17 protein-coding genes are annotated in these 18,799 nt (G+C 67.4%); 14 read left to right on the top strand and 3 right to left on the bottom strand.

Annotated features, from left to right (window positions below; genetic code table 11):
- Positions 1-74: 74 nt before the first annotated feature.
- The 14 genes from Q0P59_RS13735 (at position 75) to Q0P59_RS13670 (ending at position 15,131) form a co-directional block, all read left to right on the top strand.
- Positions 75-1,034, top strand: coding sequence for a MoxR family ATPase (locus Q0P59_RS13735; protein WP_366090817.1), 960 nt, complete (start codon positions 75-77; stop codon positions 1,032-1,034).
- 2 nt (positions 1,035-1,036) lie between these two features.
- On the top strand, positions 1,037-1,975 hold the full coding sequence (locus Q0P59_RS13730) for a DUF58 domain-containing protein (protein WP_295007194.1): 939 nt from the start codon (positions 1,037-1,039) through the stop codon (positions 1,973-1,975).
- The gene (locus Q0P59_RS13725) at positions 1,972-2,472 is read left to right on the top strand and encodes a DUF4381 family protein (RefSeq protein ID WP_295007192.1); all 501 of its coding nucleotides are present in this window, start codon (positions 1,972-1,974) and stop codon (positions 2,470-2,472) included. Before Q0P59_RS13730 ends, Q0P59_RS13725 begins: the two co-directional genes overlap by 4 nt.
- Positions 2,469-3,509 (top strand): VWA domain-containing protein, encoded by a 1,041-nt coding sequence (locus Q0P59_RS13720; protein ID WP_295007190.1) that lies wholly within the window; start codon positions 2,469-2,471, stop codon positions 3,507-3,509. Before Q0P59_RS13725 ends, Q0P59_RS13720 begins: the two co-directional genes overlap by 4 nt.
- The gene (locus tag Q0P59_RS13715) at positions 3,502-4,410 is read left to right on the top strand and encodes a VWA domain-containing protein (RefSeq protein WP_295007188.1); all 909 of its coding nucleotides are present in this window, start codon (positions 3,502-3,504) and stop codon (positions 4,408-4,410) included. The genes Q0P59_RS13720 and Q0P59_RS13715 overlap by 8 nt, the downstream gene beginning before the upstream one ends.
- A complete protein-coding gene (locus Q0P59_RS13710) occupies positions 4,404-5,066 on the top strand; it encodes a hypothetical protein (RefSeq protein WP_295007186.1) in 663 nt (220 codons plus the stop codon). The genes Q0P59_RS13715 and Q0P59_RS13710 overlap by 7 nt, the downstream gene beginning before the upstream one ends.
- Positions 5,063-6,148 (top strand): hypothetical protein, encoded by a 1,086-nt coding sequence (locus Q0P59_RS13705; RefSeq protein WP_295007184.1) that lies wholly within the window; start codon positions 5,063-5,065, stop codon positions 6,146-6,148. The genes Q0P59_RS13710 and Q0P59_RS13705 overlap by 4 nt, the downstream gene beginning before the upstream one ends.
- Positions 6,149-6,171: 23 nt before the next feature.
- A complete protein-coding gene (gene ilvD / locus Q0P59_RS13700) occupies positions 6,172-7,812 on the top strand; it encodes a dihydroxy-acid dehydratase (protein WP_295007182.1) in 1,641 nt (546 codons plus the stop codon).
- A 184-nt stretch (positions 7,813-7,996) separates the two neighbouring features.
- Positions 7,997-10,105, top strand: coding sequence for a PQQ-dependent dehydrogenase, methanol/ethanol family (locus Q0P59_RS13695; protein WP_295007180.1), 2,109 nt, complete (start codon positions 7,997-7,999; stop codon positions 10,103-10,105).
- 161 nt (positions 10,106-10,266) lie between these two features.
- On the top strand, positions 10,267-11,388 hold the full coding sequence (locus Q0P59_RS13690; protein ID WP_295007178.1) for an AraC family transcriptional regulator: 1,122 nt from the start codon (positions 10,267-10,269) through the stop codon (positions 11,386-11,388).
- 94 nt (positions 11,389-11,482) lie between these two features.
- Complete coding sequence (locus Q0P59_RS13685) at positions 11,483-12,046, top strand: gluconate 2-dehydrogenase subunit 3 family protein (RefSeq protein ID WP_295007176.1); 564 nt, start codon at positions 11,483-11,485, stop codon at positions 12,044-12,046.
- A 1-nt stretch (position 12,047) separates the two neighbouring features.
- Positions 12,048-13,589, top strand: coding sequence for a GMC family oxidoreductase N-terminal domain-containing protein (locus tag Q0P59_RS13680; RefSeq protein WP_295007174.1), 1,542 nt, complete (start codon positions 12,048-12,050; stop codon positions 13,587-13,589).
- 31 nt (positions 13,590-13,620) lie between these two features.
- Positions 13,621-14,412: a fumarylacetoacetate hydrolase family protein gene (locus tag Q0P59_RS13675; protein ID WP_295007172.1), complete on the top strand. Its 792-nt coding sequence runs from the start codon at positions 13,621-13,623 to the stop codon at positions 14,410-14,412.
- Positions 14,413-14,870: 458 nt separating this feature from the next.
- A complete protein-coding gene (locus Q0P59_RS13670) occupies positions 14,871-15,131 on the top strand; it encodes a hypothetical protein (protein WP_295007170.1) in 261 nt (86 codons plus the stop codon).
- 24 nt (positions 15,132-15,155) lie between these two features.
- Here Q0P59_RS13670 and Q0P59_RS13665 read toward each other — a convergent pair whose 3' ends face one another.
- The 3 genes from Q0P59_RS13665 to Q0P59_RS13655 all read right to left on the bottom strand — a co-directional run bounded on the left by Q0P59_RS13665 (position 15,156) and on the right by Q0P59_RS13655 (position 18,523).
- A complete protein-coding gene (locus tag Q0P59_RS13665; protein ID WP_295007168.1) occupies positions 15,156-15,839 on the bottom strand; it encodes a hypothetical protein in 684 nt (227 codons plus the stop codon).
- A gap of 92 nt (positions 15,840-15,931) precedes the next feature.
- Complete coding sequence (locus Q0P59_RS13660; RefSeq protein ID WP_295007166.1) at positions 15,932-17,068, bottom strand: glycerol dehydrogenase; 1,137 nt, start codon at positions 17,066-17,068, stop codon at positions 15,932-15,934.
- 24 nt (positions 17,069-17,092) lie between these two features.
- On the bottom strand, positions 17,093-18,523 hold the full coding sequence (locus tag Q0P59_RS13655) for a coniferyl aldehyde dehydrogenase (RefSeq protein WP_295007164.1): 1,431 nt from the start codon (positions 18,521-18,523) through the stop codon (positions 17,093-17,095).
- Positions 18,524-18,799 lie beyond the last annotated feature (276 nt).

Genomic DNA, 18,799 nt, shown 5'->3' with positions numbered 1-18,799 from the left:
CCGTGTAAATTCATTTTGTACAGTCTCGCCCGCAGCAAACCGATGCCGGAGAACCCATGGCAACCGATCTTCCCATTTCCGCCCACGACGCCCTGAGCCGGCTGCAACACGCCGTCGAGAGCCGGATACTCGGCCAGGACCGTCTCGTCCGCCGCCTGCTGATCGGACTGCTCGCCGACGGCCACCTGCTCGTCGAAGGCTTTCCCGGCCTGGCCAAGACGCGGGCGATCAAGACCCTGGGCGCGGCCCTCGACGCCCGCTTTTCGCGCATCCAGTTCACTCCCGACCTGCTGCCGGCCGACATCACGGGGTCCGACATGTTCTACCAGCAGGCCGGCGGCGGCGAATTCCGTTTCGACCCCGGCCCGGTCTTCGCCAACCTGGTGCTCGCCGACGAAATCAACCGGGCGCCCGCCAAGGTCCAGGCCGCGCTGCTCGAAGCCATGGAGGAGCGCCAGGTGACGGTGGCCGGGCAGACCCACCCGCTGCCCGAGGTCTTCCTGGTCATGGCGACGCAGAACCCCATCGAGCACGAAGGCACCTACCCGCTCCCGGAGGCGCAACTCGACCGCTTCCTGATGCACATCCGGGTCGGCTACCCGGCCCCCGGGGATGAGATGGCCATGCTCAGGCTCCTGCGCGCCGGCAACGGCGACGCGCCGGTGGCGCCCGCCGCCTCCGCCGCCGACATTCTCGCGGCGCGCCGCGGCGTCAGCGCCGTGCACGCCAGCGAATCCCTCGACCGCTACATCGTCGACCTGGTGCAGGCGACGCGGCAGCCGGCAGCGCTCGGCGGCGACATCGCCCGCTGGCTGGAAGTCGGGGCCAGCCCGCGCGGCTCGGTGGCGCTCGACCGCTGCGCGCGCGCCCACGCCTGGCTGGCGGGGCGCGATTTCGCGACCCCCGACGACGTTCGGGCGATCGCCCACGATGCCCTGCGCCACCGCCTGGTGCTCGGCTACGAAGCCAGCGCCGAAGGCATAGCCGCCGACCGGGTCATCGACCTCCTGATCGAACGCGTCCGGCCGGTCTGACCATGAAAACCACGCCGCCCCCCGGCAGCCCCTGCGTCCATACGTCGCTGGCGGAGCTCGTGGCCATGCAATGGCTGCGCGGCACGCCGGGGCTGACCGGGCGCCAGCCGCCGTCGAGCCTGCTCGCCGGCCGCCACGCCTCGCGCCTGCGCGGGCGCGGCCTGATCTTCGAGGATCTGCGCGAATACCGCCCCGGCGACGACATCCGCCGCATCGACTGGCGGGCCACCGCCCGCACCGGCCGGACGCACACGCGTGTCTATGCCGAGGAGCGCGAACGCCCGGTGCTGCTGGTGGTGGACCAGCGCCTCGGCATGTTCTTCGGCAGCGAAGCGCAGATGAAATCCGTCACCGCCGCCGAAACGGCCGCCGCCATCGCCTGGCAGGTGCTGGCCGGGGGCGACCGCATCGGCGCCACGGTCTTCGGCGACCGGCTGATCAGCGACATCAGGCCGCAACGCAGCCGCAAGGCCGTCATGCAAGTATTGAAAGCGCTGGCGGAAAGCAATGCCGCGCTCGGCGTCGACCGCGACATCGAACCGGCGCCGCAGCAGCTCGACCGCGTGCTGGCGCAAGTCGCCGCCCGGGCGACCCACGACTGGCTGATCGTGCTGATCAGCGATTTCCAGGGCATCGGCCCGCAGACGCGCGAACACGTCGCCCGGCTCGCCCGCCACAACGACGTGGTCGCTGTCCTGGTCTGGGACCGCAGTGCCCTGGCGATCCCCGCCATCCCCCATGCCATCCTCGGCGACGGCCGCCGGCAGGCCGACTTCGACCTCGCCCGCCCCGCCACCCGCAATGCCTTGCACGGACTGCTCGACCGGCGCAGCCGTTTTCTCGAACGCCTGCGCAGCGAACTGGCGGTGCCATGCCTGAGCATCGACACCGGCGGCGACGTGGCGGGGCAGCTCGCCCGCGCCCTGGGGCAAGCCGCATGAACGCGCCGCTGAGTGCCGCCGAGCAGGCCCGCCTGGCCGCGCTGGCCGACATCGTCGAACCGGCGGCCATTGGCTGGTGGCCCCCGGCACCCGGCTGGCTGCTCGTCGCCCTCCTTGCCCTGCTGCTGGCGGTGCGCGGCATGCAGCAGTTCCGGCGGCACTGGCAGCGCAACCGCTATCGCCGGCTGGCCCTGCGCCGCCTGCGCCCGCTGGAGTCGGCCGGCGCCGCGCTGCCCGCGCAGCAACTGCTCAGCGAAGCGCTGCTCGTCCTGCGCGACTGCGCGCTCGCCATGCCCGCCGCGGCGAGCCGGCCGGCCGACCGGGCCGCCTGGAGCGCCTTCCTTCAGGCCCGCCTGCCGGCACGCTACCCCTTCCTTCCCGAAGCCCTGCTCCACGACGCCGCCTACTGGCCGCCCGCCCGCGTCGCCCGGGAAGATGCCCTGGCCGTGCTGCGCTTCGTGCGCAGTTGGGTCGAACATCACGCCCCGCCGGCATGATGGACAGCCTCTGGCACCCCTGGGTCTGGCCGGTCGGCAAGGCGGCGCTGTCGCTGAGCTGGCCGGCCGTCTTGCTGCTCGCCCCGTTGCCGTGGGTGCTGTGGCGATTCAGGCGGCCCCACCGATCCCGCTTCGAGGCCCTGCACGCCCCGTTTTTCGCAGCCCTGGCCGAGGAAACGGGCACCCCGACGCATACCGACGGCACGGTACTGCCCCTGTCGGTGCCGGGCGCACTTATCCTCCTGCTGTGCTGGGTCGCGCTGCTGCTGGCGGCCACCCGCCCGGTATGGATCGAGGAACCGCTGACCCGGAGCATCCCCCGGCGCGACCTGCTGCTCGTCCTCGACATCTCGCAGTCGATGGCGACCCGCGACGTGGCGGCCCCCGGCGGCCGACCGGTCGAACGCATCGAAGCCGCCAGGGGCGCCATCGACGAATTCATCCGGAGCCGCGAAGGCGACCGCCTGGGCCTCGCCGTCTTCGGCAACGGCGCCTACCTGCTGGCGCCGTTTACCGAAGACCACGCGCTCGTCCGCGAATTGCTGGCCGAGGTGCGCCCCGGCCTGGCCGGGCCGCGCACCCAGGTTGGCGACGCCATCGGCCTCGGCATCAAGCTGTTCGAAGCCAGCACAGCCCCCAGCCGCGTCATGGTGCTACTCACCGACGGCACCGACACCGGCAGCCGCGTGCCGCCCGAAACGGCGGCGCGGGTCGCCCGCGAACGCGGCGTGGTGGTGCATACGGTCGCCCTCGGCAAGCCGGACAACCCCGTGGACAAGGTCGATACCGCCACCCTGCAGGCCATCGCCCGGATCACCGGCGGCCGTTCCGCCCTCGCCGGCCGCAGCGAGGAACTGAAAGCCGTCTATCGGCAGCTCGACGCGCTGGAACAGAAAAACCACGAAACCCTGACCCATCGCCCGCAACGCGAGCTGTTCCACTGGCCGCTCGGCGCCATGACGCTGTTGCTCTTCGTCTGGCAATTCGGTGCTGCGCTATGGGCGAGTTGGCACACCCGGGCGAAATGGCATGCCTGACTGGAGCGCCATCCTGATCCCCCTCCACTTCCTGCGCCCGGCCTGGCTGGCCGGCATGCCGGCGGCGGCCTTGCTGCTGCTCTGGCATGCCCGCCGGCAACGGGCGGCCGGCGCGTGGCGCGGGCGCATCGCCCCGCACCTGCTGGCGCACCTGATCATCCGCCCGCCTCGCCGCCTCGCGCCAGGGCCGGCGACCTGGCTGTTCGCCCTGCTCGCCCTGAGCTGCCTGGCCCTGTCCGGCCCGAGCTGGGAACGCACGCCGTCGCCCTTCGCCGACGACAGCGCCGCGCTGGTCATCGTTCTCGACCTGTCCCCCAGCATGCTACGTGACGACCTCGCGCCTTCCCGCCTGCTCCGGGCGCGCCTCAAGCTGCGCGACCTCCTCGCCCTGCGCTCCGACCAGAAAACCGCGCTCGTCGCCCTCGGCCCGACGGCGCACCGCGTCCTGCCCTTCACCCGGGACGCCGGCGCCATCCGGACCTATCTCGACGTCCTCGCTCCCCGCCTGATGCCGCCGGCGCCGGCCGGCCAGCCCGGCCAGGGCTTCCCGGCCGCCCTGGCGCTGGCCGAGGCCATGCTCGCCCGCGAAGGCGGCGCCGGCAGCGTGCTGCTCGTCACCGACAACCCGCCGGCGGAACTGGCGGCCCGGTCCGCGCCGGTGGTGTGGAGCATCGCCAGGGAAGCGCCTCCCCGCCTCGCCTGGGCGGACAGCACCATCCGCTGTACGGCGGACGATACCGACGTGACGGCCGTCAACCGCGCCCTCGCCCGGCAACTGGCCGCGGCCCGCCTGGCCGACACGGCCGCCAGCGACTGGCGCGACGACGGCATCCTGCTGCTGCCAGCGCTGCTCCTGCTCGCGCTGGCCGGCGCCCGGCGCGGCTGGAGCTTGCGATGGTAAGGCTCGAACAACTGGCCGCGCTGCTTACCATCGTCTTTGTCGCCATCGCCGCCGCTCACGAGGCGGGTCACGACCTGCCCGACTGGTTCGCCGATCCGGCCTACTGGTGGCAGACGCCGGACCAGGCCGGCGCGGCGCTCCATGCGGCCGGCCACTACCGGGCCGCCGGCGGGGAGTTCCGCGACGCGGCCTGGCGGGGTACGGCCTGCTACCGGGCCGCGGACTACGCCTGCGCCGGGCAGGCCTTCGCCGAAGCCGAAATGGACCCGGCCGAGCGCCATTTCAACCTCGGCAACGTCGCCGCGCGGGCCGGCCGATTCGACCACGCGCTGGCCGAGTACGATGCCGCGCTGGCGGCCCGTCCCGATTGGCCGAGCGCCACGCGCAACCGCGGCATCGTGCTGGCGCTGATCGCCGAGCGCAGCAAACGGCCCGCGCCGGAGGCGTTCGACGGGCGGGGCGAGCCCAATCTCGATCCGGATCAAGCCGAGATCGACCACCGGGGCGCACGCGGCAAGCGCGGCCGTATGGCGATCGACAAGCTCGACCCGGATTCCCTCGCCCAGCTGTGGCTGCGGCAGATCAACAGCGACGCCGGCGAGTTCCTGCGTCTGCGCTTCGGCGACGAAGCGGCGCGGCAAGGCGGAAAGCCATGAAGCGCTGCCTTCCCTTCGCCCTGCTGTGGATTCTGATCCTTGGCGCCGGCTCGACCTACGCCGCACCGGGCGCCCTCGTCCGTGCCAGCCTGTCGAAGCCCGCTCCCTGGGTCGGCGAAACGGTCATCCTCGAACTCACGATCCTGGTCCCCGGCTGGTTCGCCGGGCCGGTGGCGCTGCCCGCCGCGCCCGAGGTGGCCGGCGCCCAGATGCGGCTGTCGGAAAACGCCGGCGCCAACCTCAACGAAACCATCGCCGGCGTCGTCTATGCGGGCATCCGGCGGCACTACGCCATCACCCCGCAAAAACCCGGTCGCCTCGACATTCCGCCCCTGACGGTGGACCTGGCCTTTGCCGATGGCGAACGGCAGGCCAAGGCGACGCTGTACTCGCCGGCCCTGACGCTCCAGGCGGCGATCCCTGCCGGCATGGCGGACCTCGGCTATTTCATCGCCGCCCCCCGCTACCGCCTGCGGCAAAGCCTGGATCGCCCGCTCGGCGATCTGCGCGTCGGCGATGCGCTGGTCAGGACCATTACCCAGAGCGCCGAGCGGATGCCGGCGGTGCACTTGCCCGTCCTCCTCCAGGCGCCGGTGGACGGCATCGCCGCCTATGCCGACGCCCCACTCTTCGCCGACCGGCCCGGCGAGCGCGAAGTAGCCGATCTTGCCGTGCAGACGCAGCGCTTCACCTACGTGCTCCAGCGTCCGGGCACATACACCTTGCCGGCCGTCGAGATCCGCTGGTTCAACACCGCCAGCGGCAAACCGGAAACCGCCAGCCTGCCTGCCCTGACCGTGCGCGTTGCCGCCGCCCCCGAGGTCCGGGCCGACGCACGCGATGCAGCGGCAGGCGCGGCGCCACCGGCCGCGACGCGCGGCAGCCTTGCGACGGCGACCATCCACTGGAGCTGGTTGGCCGGTTTGTCCACGGCACTTGCCTGGCTGGCTTTGCGCACCAGAAGGTTGCGCAATTCGCAGCTGCCCCAAAGCAGATTCCCTTTTTACCGCGGACAACGCGCCGCCCCCGACCCGACTGGCAACCGCCGGCACACGCCGGCAGCAAACGCCAATTTTCATTGACTGCTTATTTCCGGAGCCTCCCCATGAGCAAACGCAGCGACATCATTTCCAACAGCGCCAGCCCTATCCTCAACATGTTCCGCACCGGCCTGCTGCACGGCGCGGGCTACGACACCGGCAAGCTCAAGACGCGGCCGCTGATCGCCATCGCCAATTCGCACACCGAGCTGACCACCGGCCATGCCCATCTCGACAAGCTGGCGCAGAAAGTCCATGACGGCATCCTCGCCGCCGGCGGAGAATGCGCCGAATTCAACGTGCCCGCACCCTGCGACGGGGTCGCCATGGCACACGACGGGATGCGCTTCGTGCTGGCCCAGCGCGACCTGATCGCCGACATGCTGGAAACCCATATCCGCTCGCAACCCTACGACGGCATCGTCTTCATCGCCGGCTGCGACAAGATCAACCCGGCCATGATGATGGCCATGGCCCGCCTCGACCTGCCGGCCATCTATCTCGCCGCCGGCCCCGGGCAGATGGATGTGCGCCACGCGCCCAACCCGAAGAACTCCATCGACCACGGCGACTACCACGACGATCCCTACCATCTGTCCAAGACCACCACCTGCGCCACCTGCGGCGCTTGCGAGATCATGGGCACGGCCAACACCTTCCAGTGCCTGGCCGAAGCGCTCGGCATCTGCCTGCCCGGTTCCAGCAACATTCCCGGCTGGCACGCCGACAAATTGCATGCCGCGCGCCGCACCGGCGAACGCATCGTCGCCATGGTCGGCGAGCAACTGAATGCGCGCCAGATGTTCACCCCGGCGGCGTTCAGGAATGCCGTGGTGACGGCCATGGCCATCGGCGGCTCGACCAACACCGCGCTGCACCTGCCGGCCATCGCCCACGCGGCACAAGTTCCGCTGGGCACCGCCGATTTCGATGCCGCCTGCGACATCCCGACCCTGCTTGCGGTCAGCCCCAACGGCCCGCTGGGCATGCAGGAGATCTGGCAAGCGGGCGGCATGCCCGCCGTGCTCAAGCAACTGGCGAGCAAGCTCGACACCCGCTGCATGACCGTCACCGGCAAGCCCCTGCAGGCGACCATCGAGGCTGCCGTCGTCGGCAACCCGGCCGTCATTCCGCCGCTCGACAAACCTTTCCGGCCGCTGCCCGGGATCACCATCCTGCGCGGCAACCTGGCGCCGGATACCGCCGTGATCAAGCAGTCCGGCGTCGCCGCAAACATGTTGCACTGCCAGGGCCCGGCGATCTGTTTCAACAGCGAGGAAGAGGCCATCAAGGCCATCGGCGAGGGCAGGATCGCCCAAAACAACGTCGTCGTGCTGCGCTACCTGGGCCCCAAGGGGGCGCCCGGCATGCCCGAGATGCTCGGCGCCACGCTGGCGCTGAAGATGGCCGGCCTCAAGAGCGCGGCGCTGATCACCGATGGCCGCTTCTCGGGTGCCACCTCCGGCCCCTGCGTCGGCCACATCTGCCCCGAGGCCAGCGCAGGCGGCCCGATCGCCCTGATCGCGGATGGCGACCTGATCGAGATCGACATCCCGAACAAACGGCTGACCCTGCATGTCGACGAGGCCACGCTGGCCGCCCGGCGCGCGCAGTGGACGCCCCATGAGCGCCCGGCGCCGCACGGCTTCATGCAGCGCTACCGCAAGCATGTACTACCGGCGTCGCAAGGCGCGGTGCTGGACTGAACGGCCAGCGACCGACGCCTGTCCGCACCGAGGAAGCCCCCTGCTTTTTAACCAGGGGAAGCTTCACCCCGAACGGGGGATAGAAATTCCCCCGCCAAGATGCTCAAATTTACAGTGCCCAAGAATCGACTGACGTCGTACGCAATATCGAGAATTCGCGCCCGAATATCCCGAAGGAGACAACATGAAAACACCGTTCAATCTGGCCACCGTGACGCTGAGCCTGCTTCTGGCCAGCGGCACTTGCCTCGCCGCCAAGGTCGACGCCAGGCGCCTTGCCGCGGTCGAGACCAACGCGGCCGACGCCGGCAACTGGCTCAGCCACGGCCGGACCTACGGCGAACAGCGCTACTCGCCGCTCGACAAGATCAACGACCATAACGTCGACAAGCTCGGCCTGGCCTGGCAGTTCAAGTACGACCTCGACCGCGTCGTCGAGGCCACGCCGCTGGTGGTCGACGGGGTGCTGTACACCACCGGCGCCTACAGCATGGTCTACGCCCTCGACGCCACCAACGGCAAGCTGCTGTGGAAATACGACCCCAAGGTCTGGCGCGGCATCCAGGGCACCGGCTGCTGCGACGCGGCCAACCGCGGCGTCGCCTACTGGAACGGCAAGGTCTATGTCGGCGTCTATGACGGCCGCCTCGAAGCCCTCGATGCCAAAACGGGCAAGAAGGCCTGGTCGGTCGATACCGTCATCGACCACGACCGCAACTACACCATCAGCGGCGCCCCGCGCGTCGTCAAGGGCAAGGTGATCATTGGCAACGGCGGCGCCGAATTCGGCGTGCGCGGCTACGTCACCGCCTACGATGCAGAAACCGGCAAGCAGGCCTGGCGCTTCTTCACCGTCCCCGGCGACCCGGCCAAGGGCGACGAAAGCGACACCATCGCGATGATCCGCAAGACCTGGTTCGGCGACCAGTACTGGGTGCAGGGCGGCGGCGGCACCGCCTGGAACGCCTTCTCCTACGACCCCGAACTCGACCTGCTCTACATCGGCGTCGGCAACGGCTCCTACTGGAACTACCGCATGCGCTCCGAAGGCAAGGGCGACAACCTGTTCCTTTCCTCCATCGTCGCCGTCAAGCCGGATACCGGCAAGTACGTCTGGCACTACCAGACCACGCCGGGCGACGCCTGGGACTACACCGCGACGCAGGACATCATCGTCGCCACCCTGCCTATCGACGGCAAGCCGCGCAAGGTGGTCATGCAGGCGCCGAAGAACGGCTTTTTCTACGTGCTGGACGCCGCCACCGGGCAGTTCATCTCGGCCGAAAAGTTTGGCAGCATCGTCACCTGGGCCAAGGGCATCGACAAAGCCACCGGCCGCCCCATCTTCGACCCCGAGGCCGCCGACTACTGGACCAAGAACGAACCGAAGCTGGTATTCCCCGGCTCGCAGGGCGCCCACAACTGGCACCCGATGAGTTTCAGCCCGAAGACCGGCCTGGTCTACATCCCGCAGCACGTTTCTGCCGAACACTTCAACCCCAACATCGAGCGCCGCGCCCCGAGCAAGGGCACGCCCAACCTCGGCGTTCAGATCCCGATCGTGCCGGAGGACAAGGCCGGCCTCGACGAACTCGCCAAGCTGTTCACCGGCAAGCTGCAGGCCTGGGACCCGGTGCAGCAAAAGGAAATCTGGTCCGTTCCCTACCCGATGATGTCGAACGGCGGAACCCTGGCCACGGCCGGCAACCTGGTCTTCCAGGGCACCACCCACGGGCAGGTGCGCGCCTACGCCGCCGACACCGGCAAGCAGCTGTGGGCGACCGATGTTTCCAGCGGCGTCGTCGCCGGGCCGATCAGCTACTCGGTCAAGGGCGAACAGTACGTGGCCTTCAACGTCGGCTGGGGCGGCGCCTTCCCGATCACCTTCGGCGCCGTCGCCGAGCGCGCGCGCGTGGTGCCCGATTCGCGCCTCTACGTCTTCAAGCTCGACGGCAAGACCCCGATGCCGCCGGTGCGCCGCCGCGACATGACCCCGCCCAAGCCGCCGGAGATGACCGCCGGCAACGATGCGGTCCAGGCCGGCTCCAAGCTCTTCGGCAGCCACTGCGCTGCCTGTCACGGCCTCAGCGCGATCAGCGCCAACATCATTCCCGACCTGCGCTACCTGAACCAGGACAAGCACGTCCAGTTCCAGGACATCGTCCGGGGATCGCACTCGCACCTCGGCATGCCCCCCTTCGGCGGCAAGCTGTCGCTGGAAGACGTGGAAAACATCCGCGCCTACCTGGTCAAGCGGGCGCACGACCTGAAGGCCGAGCTGCTCGGGCAGTAATCTCCGGGCATCCCCGACTCGCGGTGCCGGCCCGGGCAGGCACCGCCCCCCCATTTTGGGGATAAAGCCACCTGCATGCCGGCGTTAGATTCGGGCATGGCGATCGCGCAAGCGTCAGCCGAAACCAATCATAACGACATGACACGCAAAGGAGGTTGGAGATGCCTCGCTTTCAAACGGCAAACAGGATCAGGAGCGGCGCCCTGATGGGGCTTCACCCCTTGTGCCGGCGCCTGCACATCAACCCCCTGGCGCTGCTGCGCCAGGAGCGCTTGCCAAGCGCCGTGCTGCGCTCCCCGGACCTGATGATTTCCTACGACAGCTTCGCCCACCTGCTGAACCGTGGCGCGGACACCGCCGGCTATCCCCTGTTCGGCCTGACCCTGGCTTCCTACCAGGGCCTGCAGACCTTCGGGCCGCTCAGCCTGATTGCCGGCGGCTACGACACCGTCCAGCACAGCCTCGAAGCGATCCAGAGGCATTTCCACTTCCACGCCCAGGGCGTCACCAGCGATTTGCGCGTCGAAGGCAGGGAAGCCCGCATCGCCATCGACTTCGACCTGGATACGGACATCCCGCTGGAGCAGCTCGCCGAACTGAGCATCCTGCTCGGCTACAACGCGCTCCGCGAAATGGCCCCGGCCGGCATGGCGGGCGCCTGCCTGCACCTGGCCCACAAGGCGCTGGCCCCGCTCGACGAATACCGGAAGCACACCGGCGCGCCTATCCTCTTCGAGCAGGAAAAAAACGCCATCGTCTTTCCGAGCACCGTGCTCCGGCAGCGCCCCGAGCCCCCCTCGGCGGAAATCCGGCAATCGATGGAGTCCTTCCTGCAGGCGCAGGCGACGCATCAGGAAAAACCGCTTTTGCACACCGTCTCGGCCTTGATCCATGAACTGATCCCGGCCGGCGAGGCGACGCTGGCCGCCATCGCGTCGCTGATGAAGATGCGGGAGCGTACCCTGCAACGGGAGTTGAGCGCCGAGGGAAGCGATTTCAGGACGCTGCTCGACGCCGCGCGTTTCCAGATCGCCCGCAACGCCCTCGAGCGCGGCGAGTCGATTACCGACCTGGCCCTCAATCTCGGCTATTCCGAACTGAGCGCCTTTTCCCGTGCCTTCAAGCGCTGGGCTGGCGTCAGCCCGCAGCACTGGCACCCCGCCGAAGGCTTGCCGTGCCGGCAGCGCCATGCGTCGCACCGCTCGCCGACACGCCATCGCCCTGTCGCAAACTATCAATCGAGAGACGCAAATCATCAAGAACACGGACGCCTTCCCTCCTAGCATGCCCCGATCGAGGTGTTAAGCGCCACACCCGTCAAAGAGCCCTTGCCAGCGCATCGTTTGCTGCACCACCAATAGAAAACAAGGCCGAACCATGAGACAAGACCATTCACTGCCGGCGGCCACCCGCCGCCTGTTCATCCAAAGGAGCGTACTGGCTTTGGCCGCGGCTTTTTCGCCTGCCCTCCTGCAGGCCGCGGCGAATACTCCCGCCAGCAAATCGACCCCGCCGCCGAAGACGCTCCACGCCCTCTCGGCCGACGACTATCGCCTGCTGTCGGTGGTCAGCGACGCGATCATTCCCACCGACGAAACGCCGGGCGCCAGCTCCATCGACCTGGCGGCCCGGATCGACCGCTACACCGCCCCCGACGACAAGGAACTGATCCAGGGCATCAGCGGCGCCCTGTTGTTCATCGAACACAAGGCGCCGGAGCTGATCGGTGAAAAGAAAGCATTTTCCCGGCTGGATTCGGCCAGCAAGGAAAAGACGCTGCTCGCCATGAATGGCGCGTCGCCGCTGACCAACACGGTATTCACCGCCATCCGCGGCCTGTGTCTTTTCTACTTCTACACCCACGAAGCCGGCTGGAAACAGATCGGCTACGACGGCCCCTTGATCCAGCAAGCCAATCCTTCCCTGAAAGCGGATGCCTGACATGATTACCCAAGGTCACGAAATCACCGCCGCACTGAAGCTCAAAACCCACTCCGTCGTCATCGGATCGGGGGCCGGCGGCGGCGTCGCCGCGTACCACCTGGCGGCCGCCGGCGTGGACACCGTCGTCATCGAGGAAGGCGGCTACTTCCAGGCCAAGGACTTCAACCAGCGTGAAGAGGACATGATGCCCGCCCTCTACCGCTCGGCCGGCCGGCAAACGACCACCGACGGCATGATCTATGTCTGGCAGGGCTCCGCCTTCGGCGGCTCGACGCTGATCAACACCGCCGACGCGACGCCGATCGAACCCGAAGTGCTGCACCACTGGCAGCAACATTTCGGCCTCGGCACGCTAACCGAAGAGAGCCTGGCCGCTTCCTACTCACGGGTTTACAAGGATTTGAACGTCCATCGCCTGGAGGAACACCTCCTCAACCGCAACAACAGCGTGTTGCTGCAGACAGCCCGGCGGCTCGGTTACAAGACAGGGGTGTTCGATTCCAACCGCAAGGGCTGCGTCGGTAGCGGCTACTGCTACTCCGGGTGCGCCTACGACGCCAAGCAGGGCACCAACCTGACCTACCTGCCCCGTGCCTCCGAACTCGGCGCGCAGATTTATACCGACATGCGCGTCGACCGCATCGAACGGCTGTCCACCGGTCGGTACCGCATTCACGCCAGCGTCGTCGAACGGGGCAGCCGCGCCTATCGCCTGCCGGTCGAAATCGACGCCGTCCGCATCGTCCTGGCCGCCGGCACCGTCCATACCCCGGCCATTCTCAAGCGCTCGGGATTCGACAAGGGGCTGCCGCAACTGGGGCGCAACATCTCGCTGCAACCGCAGATCGGCCTCGCCGCCCATTTCGACGCGAGCGACAAGATGACTTCCTGGCGCGGCGCCCCGCAGTCCTGCTATGTCAGCGAATTCGACGACAACCGCGCCAGCCACGGCCTCGGCGGCTTCCGCATGGAGGGCGTGGGCGGCCTGCCCGGAATACTCGCCGGCTTTGGCAAAACAATCGGCAAGGAACACAAGCGGCTGATGAGCGAATACCCCCATACCCAGTTCACGGCCCTGCTGGTTCCCGACCAGCCGACCGGGACCATGGACTGGGAATGGGGAGCGGACGGCAAGGTCAAGCCGAAGATCCAATACACGCCGAAAGCGGAATGGGTCCAGCGCTTCCGCAAGGCGATGAAAACGGCTGCCGAGCTCATGTTCGAAGCGGGCGCCCGCCGCGTCACCTTCAACAGTACCGTCTACCCGTCGATCACCAACCGCGACCAGTTCGCCAAGATCGACGAGTTCCCGGTGGCACCGGGAATGGTGGCGCTGACCTCCGCCCACGTCCAGGGCAGTTGCCGCATCGGCCTCAATGCCGATGTCGGCGTCGTCGACCAGAACCTCAAGCTGCACAACCTGGACAACATTTACGTCGTCGACGGCTCGGTCATGCCGACCACCGCCGCGACGCACACGATGATCCCCATCATGGTCATGGCCGACCGGGCGATGCATGCCCTGCTGCACCAGGCCTGAACGAAAACCCAACCTTTACCTGGAGACTCTCATGCTCAATCAAGAAACACGCGCCGCCATTGCCCAACAGATCTTCACCGGCTTCCAGGAGACGAAACAGCTCCCCCTGCTCAGCAAAGCCCACCCCGAAATCGACATGGAGGATGCCTACCGCATCCAGGAGCTGGTCGTCGACCATTTCAAGGCCGATGGCCGCAAGGTCAAGGGCTACAAGATCGGCCTCACCTCCAAGGTCATGCAGGAGATGGTCGGTAGCAGCGAACCCGACTACAGCGCCATGCTGGACCACATGTTCATCGCCGAGGAGGCCCATGTCCGCCGCCAGGATTATTGCGACCCGCTGGTCGAAATCGAGATCGCCTTCGTCATGAAGGAGCGCCTGCAAGGGCCGGGCGTGAATGCGGCCGACGTGATCCGGGCCACCGATTTCGTCCTGCCGGCGATCGAAGTGGTCGATTTCCGCGTCGCCCGCGCCCCAGGCATGAACGTGCGCGATACCGTCGCCGACCTGGCGGCAGTGGGCGGTGTCGTGCTCGGCGGCAATCCGGTGCGCCTCGACGATATCGACATCCGCAATATCGGCGGCCAGCTGCTCATCAACGGCGAGCTGCGCGAATCCGGCAAGTCCTCCGCCGTGCTCGGCAACCCGGTCACCGCCATCGCCTGGCTGGCCAACAAGCTGTCGGAATTCGGCGTCGCCTTCGAACCGGGCGACGTCGTCATCTCGGGTTCCTTCGTGCGCGCCCTGCCCGTCCAGGCCGGCGACCAGGTGACCGCCCGCTTCGACAACGGCTTCGGCGACGTCAACCTGTATATCGATTAAGAAACCCGCCATCCCCGACTATCGTTCCCCCCGCGTCAGCCTGGCGCTCAAGGCCTATGCCTTGCTTGCGACCAGCGCCGACAAGGGTGGCGTGCAGGATCGCGAGATACTCGACTGATCGGCTCCCGGGAAGACGCGTCGCCGTATCCTGTCCGCCACCTCCCGTTTTTTACCAGTTTGGGTTTCGAGCGTTTCTACGGCTTCATGGGTGGCGAAACCAACGACCACTTCGTCGAACGGGTGTTCAATCCCGAACGCCCGTCGCTCACCCGCGGCGGGACCAAATTCACTTACGCAGCCAACGCGAACCGCCTGCTGGAAGGCTCGCCCCCCAGATCTATCAACGCGACCATCGCATCGACGCCTATGCCGAGACCGCTGCGGACAAACCGGCCGACGGCGTTCTGCTGGAGATTGGCGGCCGTGCCGCGGGGCTCGCGCTCTATGCGGAGAACGGAATGCTGGTGTACGGCTACAACTTCTTCGGCAAGCAGTACTACACCGTCAAGCCGGACACTTGGCATTGCTCATCGCCAGACCGGGATGCGCAGCAGCATGTCGCGGCGCTCCTCCAGGCTGGGGTTGGGGGCGTTCAGCTAGGCCTGGCACTGGCGCTGAAACACCTCTTCCAGTTGCGCTATCGCGGCTTGGTCATTGGAAATGGGCGTGTGACCGGAATCATTGCTTTTTGGGAGATCGAACAAGCCCCCCCCCGATGAGGGGATGAGGCTTCAGCATCCATATCAGCGCCACTCCCCCAGCACGGCACGGAAACGGGTTTTCCCGACATTGCTCAGCTGGCGCCGGATCGGCCCGTCATGCCAGACGAAGGCGCCGGGCGCGAAGCCGGTCACCTGGGTGGAGCGGCCGTCGCCGACGGCCAGCGTGGCGTCGCTGAGCGATACCAGCAAGCCCGAAAAATTGTAGTCGACCAGCCCGGTACTCTCGCCCGGCGGCAAGTCGATCCGGTAGAAACGGATCGACTCCCCGTGGAACGGGTCGTCGAGCGCGGTGTGAAACGGGGCAGCCAGCAGCCTGTCGGCAAGCACCGGGGGCGATTTTCGGTGCTCGGCGCCGATCATCTGCATCAACCCCGTTCCGTCGTTACGTACCCGATGGATCAGCGGTTCGCGGCCGTGCGGGCGGCAGCCGCACATCCCCGCCGAAAGCGCGTGCGTCACGCCGTCCTGCTGCGCGAAGGCCTGGTCGTAGACGCGGCAGTCATGGATCGCCACATACATCGTGTTGACGCTGTGGCGGTGATACAGCGAACTCGCTCCCGGCGGAAAACGTACGTCGTAGACCCGCACATGGGCGTTTTCGAAACGGTGGTAATGGCCCGGCTCGTCATGGACCTCGACAAAGCCCTCGGCAGGCTCGACGGAGAGACCGGGCTGGCGGCCCGTCTCCAGGTAGCAGTCGATCATTCCTTGTTTCCTCCAGCGCCAATCGGCTTGCTTGCTGCGACACGCCCCGACGGGAACCCGAGGTTCGGCATCGGGGCGGCCATTCAAGCGTTTCAGGAATGCAGGGCGCGGTACGGGATGTCGCCGAGCACGGCGATAATCGCCTGCCCCAGCACGTCGGCTTCGAGCAAGGCGCGGCGTACCGCATCCGCCGTCACGGCAAACGGCATGTTGCCGATGAACGGGAAGTCGATCGTCGCCGCCACCACGGTATCCAGGGCTGCCGCATCGGCTTCGGCAATGCCGAGCTGCGCCAGCGTCACCGGCAAGCCGACCTGCGCGAACAAGCTGCAGACCCGCCCCGCCTCGTCCCGCTCCGCTTCCAGCATGAGTTGGGTGAGCAGACCGAAGGCCACCATTTCGCCGTGCAGGTAGTTGCGATCGACTTCCTCCAGCAGCGTGAAGGCCTGCGCCACGGCGTGGGCCGCCGCGACGCCGCCGCTCTCGGCCCCGAGGCCGCTGAGGAGGGTATTGGCGTCCACAACCTGTTCGAGGGCGGCATTCACCCGCTTGGCCTCGACTGCGGCGACGGCCTCGACGCCATGCTCGAACAAGGTCCGGGCGCAGGCTTCGGCCAGCGCGAGCCCTGCCAGCCCGGGTCGGGCGCCGAGGAGGGTGATGCCCGCGGGGTTCTGCTGGCAGGCACGCGCCTCGTACCAGGTCGACATCGCATCGCCGATCCCGGCGACGAGAAAGCGGGTCGGTGCCTGGGCGATGATGTCGGTATCGACCAACACCAGGGCCGGGCCCTGATCGAACACCTCGAAGGACTCGGTGGCCCCTTCCGGTGTGTAGAGCACCGACAGCGCCGTACAGGGCGCATCGTTGGAGGCCAGCGTCGGCATCACCACCACCGGCACGGCCAGGCGGTGGGCGATCGACTTGCCGGCATCCAGCGTCTTGCCCCCGCCCAGTGCGATCAGCACGTCGATGGGCGCTTGCGCCTTTACCCAGGCGACCTGTTTCTCGATTTCCTGGCGCGAGCATTCGCCGCCAAAGGTGGCGATGACGATGGCGATGCCGGCGGTGTGCAGGCTGTCCACCAGCCGGCGCGCCTCGTTGCGCTGGCTGCGGGACGAGCAGAGGATGGCCACCCGCCGGGCGCCGAGCTTGCCGATATGGCCGGCGGCGTGGTCGATGAGACCGGCCGCCTGAACGTAGCGGCCGGGAGATCCGAAAATCCGCGTCATGTCATTTTCTCCGGTGAGTTGGGCTCAGAGACGGAACTTGATCATCAGGCCGATCAGTTTCTCGAAGCGCGGGCCGTAGGGCGGCGCCAGCATCAGGATGCCGGAACGCCTGGCCTGCTTGAAAACGGGGCGCAGCTTGGAAAACTCCAGGAAGCCTTCCTTGCCGTGGTAATGCCCCATGCCGCTGTTGCCGATGCCACCGAAAGGCATGTCGTGCTGCGCCACGTGCAGCAGCGTGTCGTTGACCGAAACGCCGCCCGAGATGGTCTGGTAGATCACCTTGTCCTGGACGGCCTGGCTGTTGGTGAACAGGTAGAGCGCGAGCGGCCGTTCGTTGGCGTTGATGTAGCCGATCACCTCGTCGAGGCTGTCGTAGGGCTTGATCGGCAGCAGCGGGCCGAAAATCTCGTCCTGCATGATCGCCATGTCGTCCTGCACGTCGAGGACGATGTGCGGCGGCACCTTGCGGGTGAACTTGTTGGCCGCCCCGCCCGGCGCCAGGTTAACGGTCCGCGCGCCCTTGGCGCTGGCATCTTCCAGGGTGTGGCAGACGCGTTCGAAAGCCTTGCCGTCGATGATCGACGTGAAATCCTTCGAATCGGCCGAGCCGTAGCGCTCCGCCACGATAGCCTTGGCATGGGCGACGAAGGCGTCCACCTTGGCGCGGGGCAGGAACAGGTAGTCCGGCGCCGTGCAGGTTTGCCCGGCATTGATCAGCTTGCCGTACATGATGCGCTCGGCCGCCGTACGCAGGTCGAAATCGTCGGCGACGATGGTCGGCGACTTGCCGCCGAGTTCGAGGGTCACCGGCGTCAGGTACTGGGCGGCGGTTTCCATCACCACCTTGCCGGTGCCCGGGGAGCCGGTGAACACCAGATGGTCCCAGGGGCGGCGGGTAAAGTCCCCGGCCGAGACGCCGGGAATGACGGCCAGTACCTCGTCGTCGAATTCCTGCGTCACCAGCTGGTCGAGCAGCACGCACAGGTGCTGCGAGTTGGCGGCCATCTTGATGATCACCCGGTTGCCCGCGGCCAGCGCCTGGATGGCCGGCCCCAGGGCGAGTTGCAGCGGATAGTTCCACGGCGAGACGACGCCGATCACCCCTTTCGGCTGCGGAATGACCGTGTTTTTGGCGCCGAAGAAAGCCAGGCCGACGTGGCGCTTCTCCGGCTTCATCCACTTTTTCAGCTGTTTCTTCGTGTCGCCGATGCTGGCGAGCAGAATGGAGATTTCGAGCAGCCGCGTCTCCTGCGCGGAGCGATTGCCGTAATCCTTGTTCACCGCCTGGCAAATCGCCGCCTGGTTGTCGTCCAGGATCTTTTCGAGTTTTTCGAGGCGGGCGATCCGCTCGCCATAGGCGGGATAGGGATCGCGCCGCGAGGCGCTGCGCTGCCGGTCGAACACGCTGTCGATACGGCTCGTTTCGGTTGCTGCTTTGAGTGCTGAATTTGTCATGAAAACCTCGGCTCTGTTCTTGGGTCCGCGACGGACGCCTCATGTTGTCGGGGGGGAGTACACCAAGCGCTACCGTAGCTCCTGCCCGGTCGGCAAGGCTTGACAAAAGGCGGCCGCGGCTTGACATAACGCGCCACGCCCACTGCCTCCGGCGGGGGACGCCAAGATCGATTCCAGGCTCCCCCCGAACGGGGGATAAGAGTTTTGCGCACCCGGTGTTGCAATCGACATCGATCACGGTCGACAGGCTGTCTCGATGAAATCCGGTGAGCGCTA

It is taken from the genome of uncultured Dechloromonas sp. (assembly GCF_945957265.1).
Lineage (GTDB): Bacteria > Pseudomonadota > Gammaproteobacteria > Burkholderiales > Rhodocyclaceae > Azonexus.
Note: the sequence above shows the minus strand (reverse complement) of the source record. Positions and strands in the feature narration are given on the sequence as shown.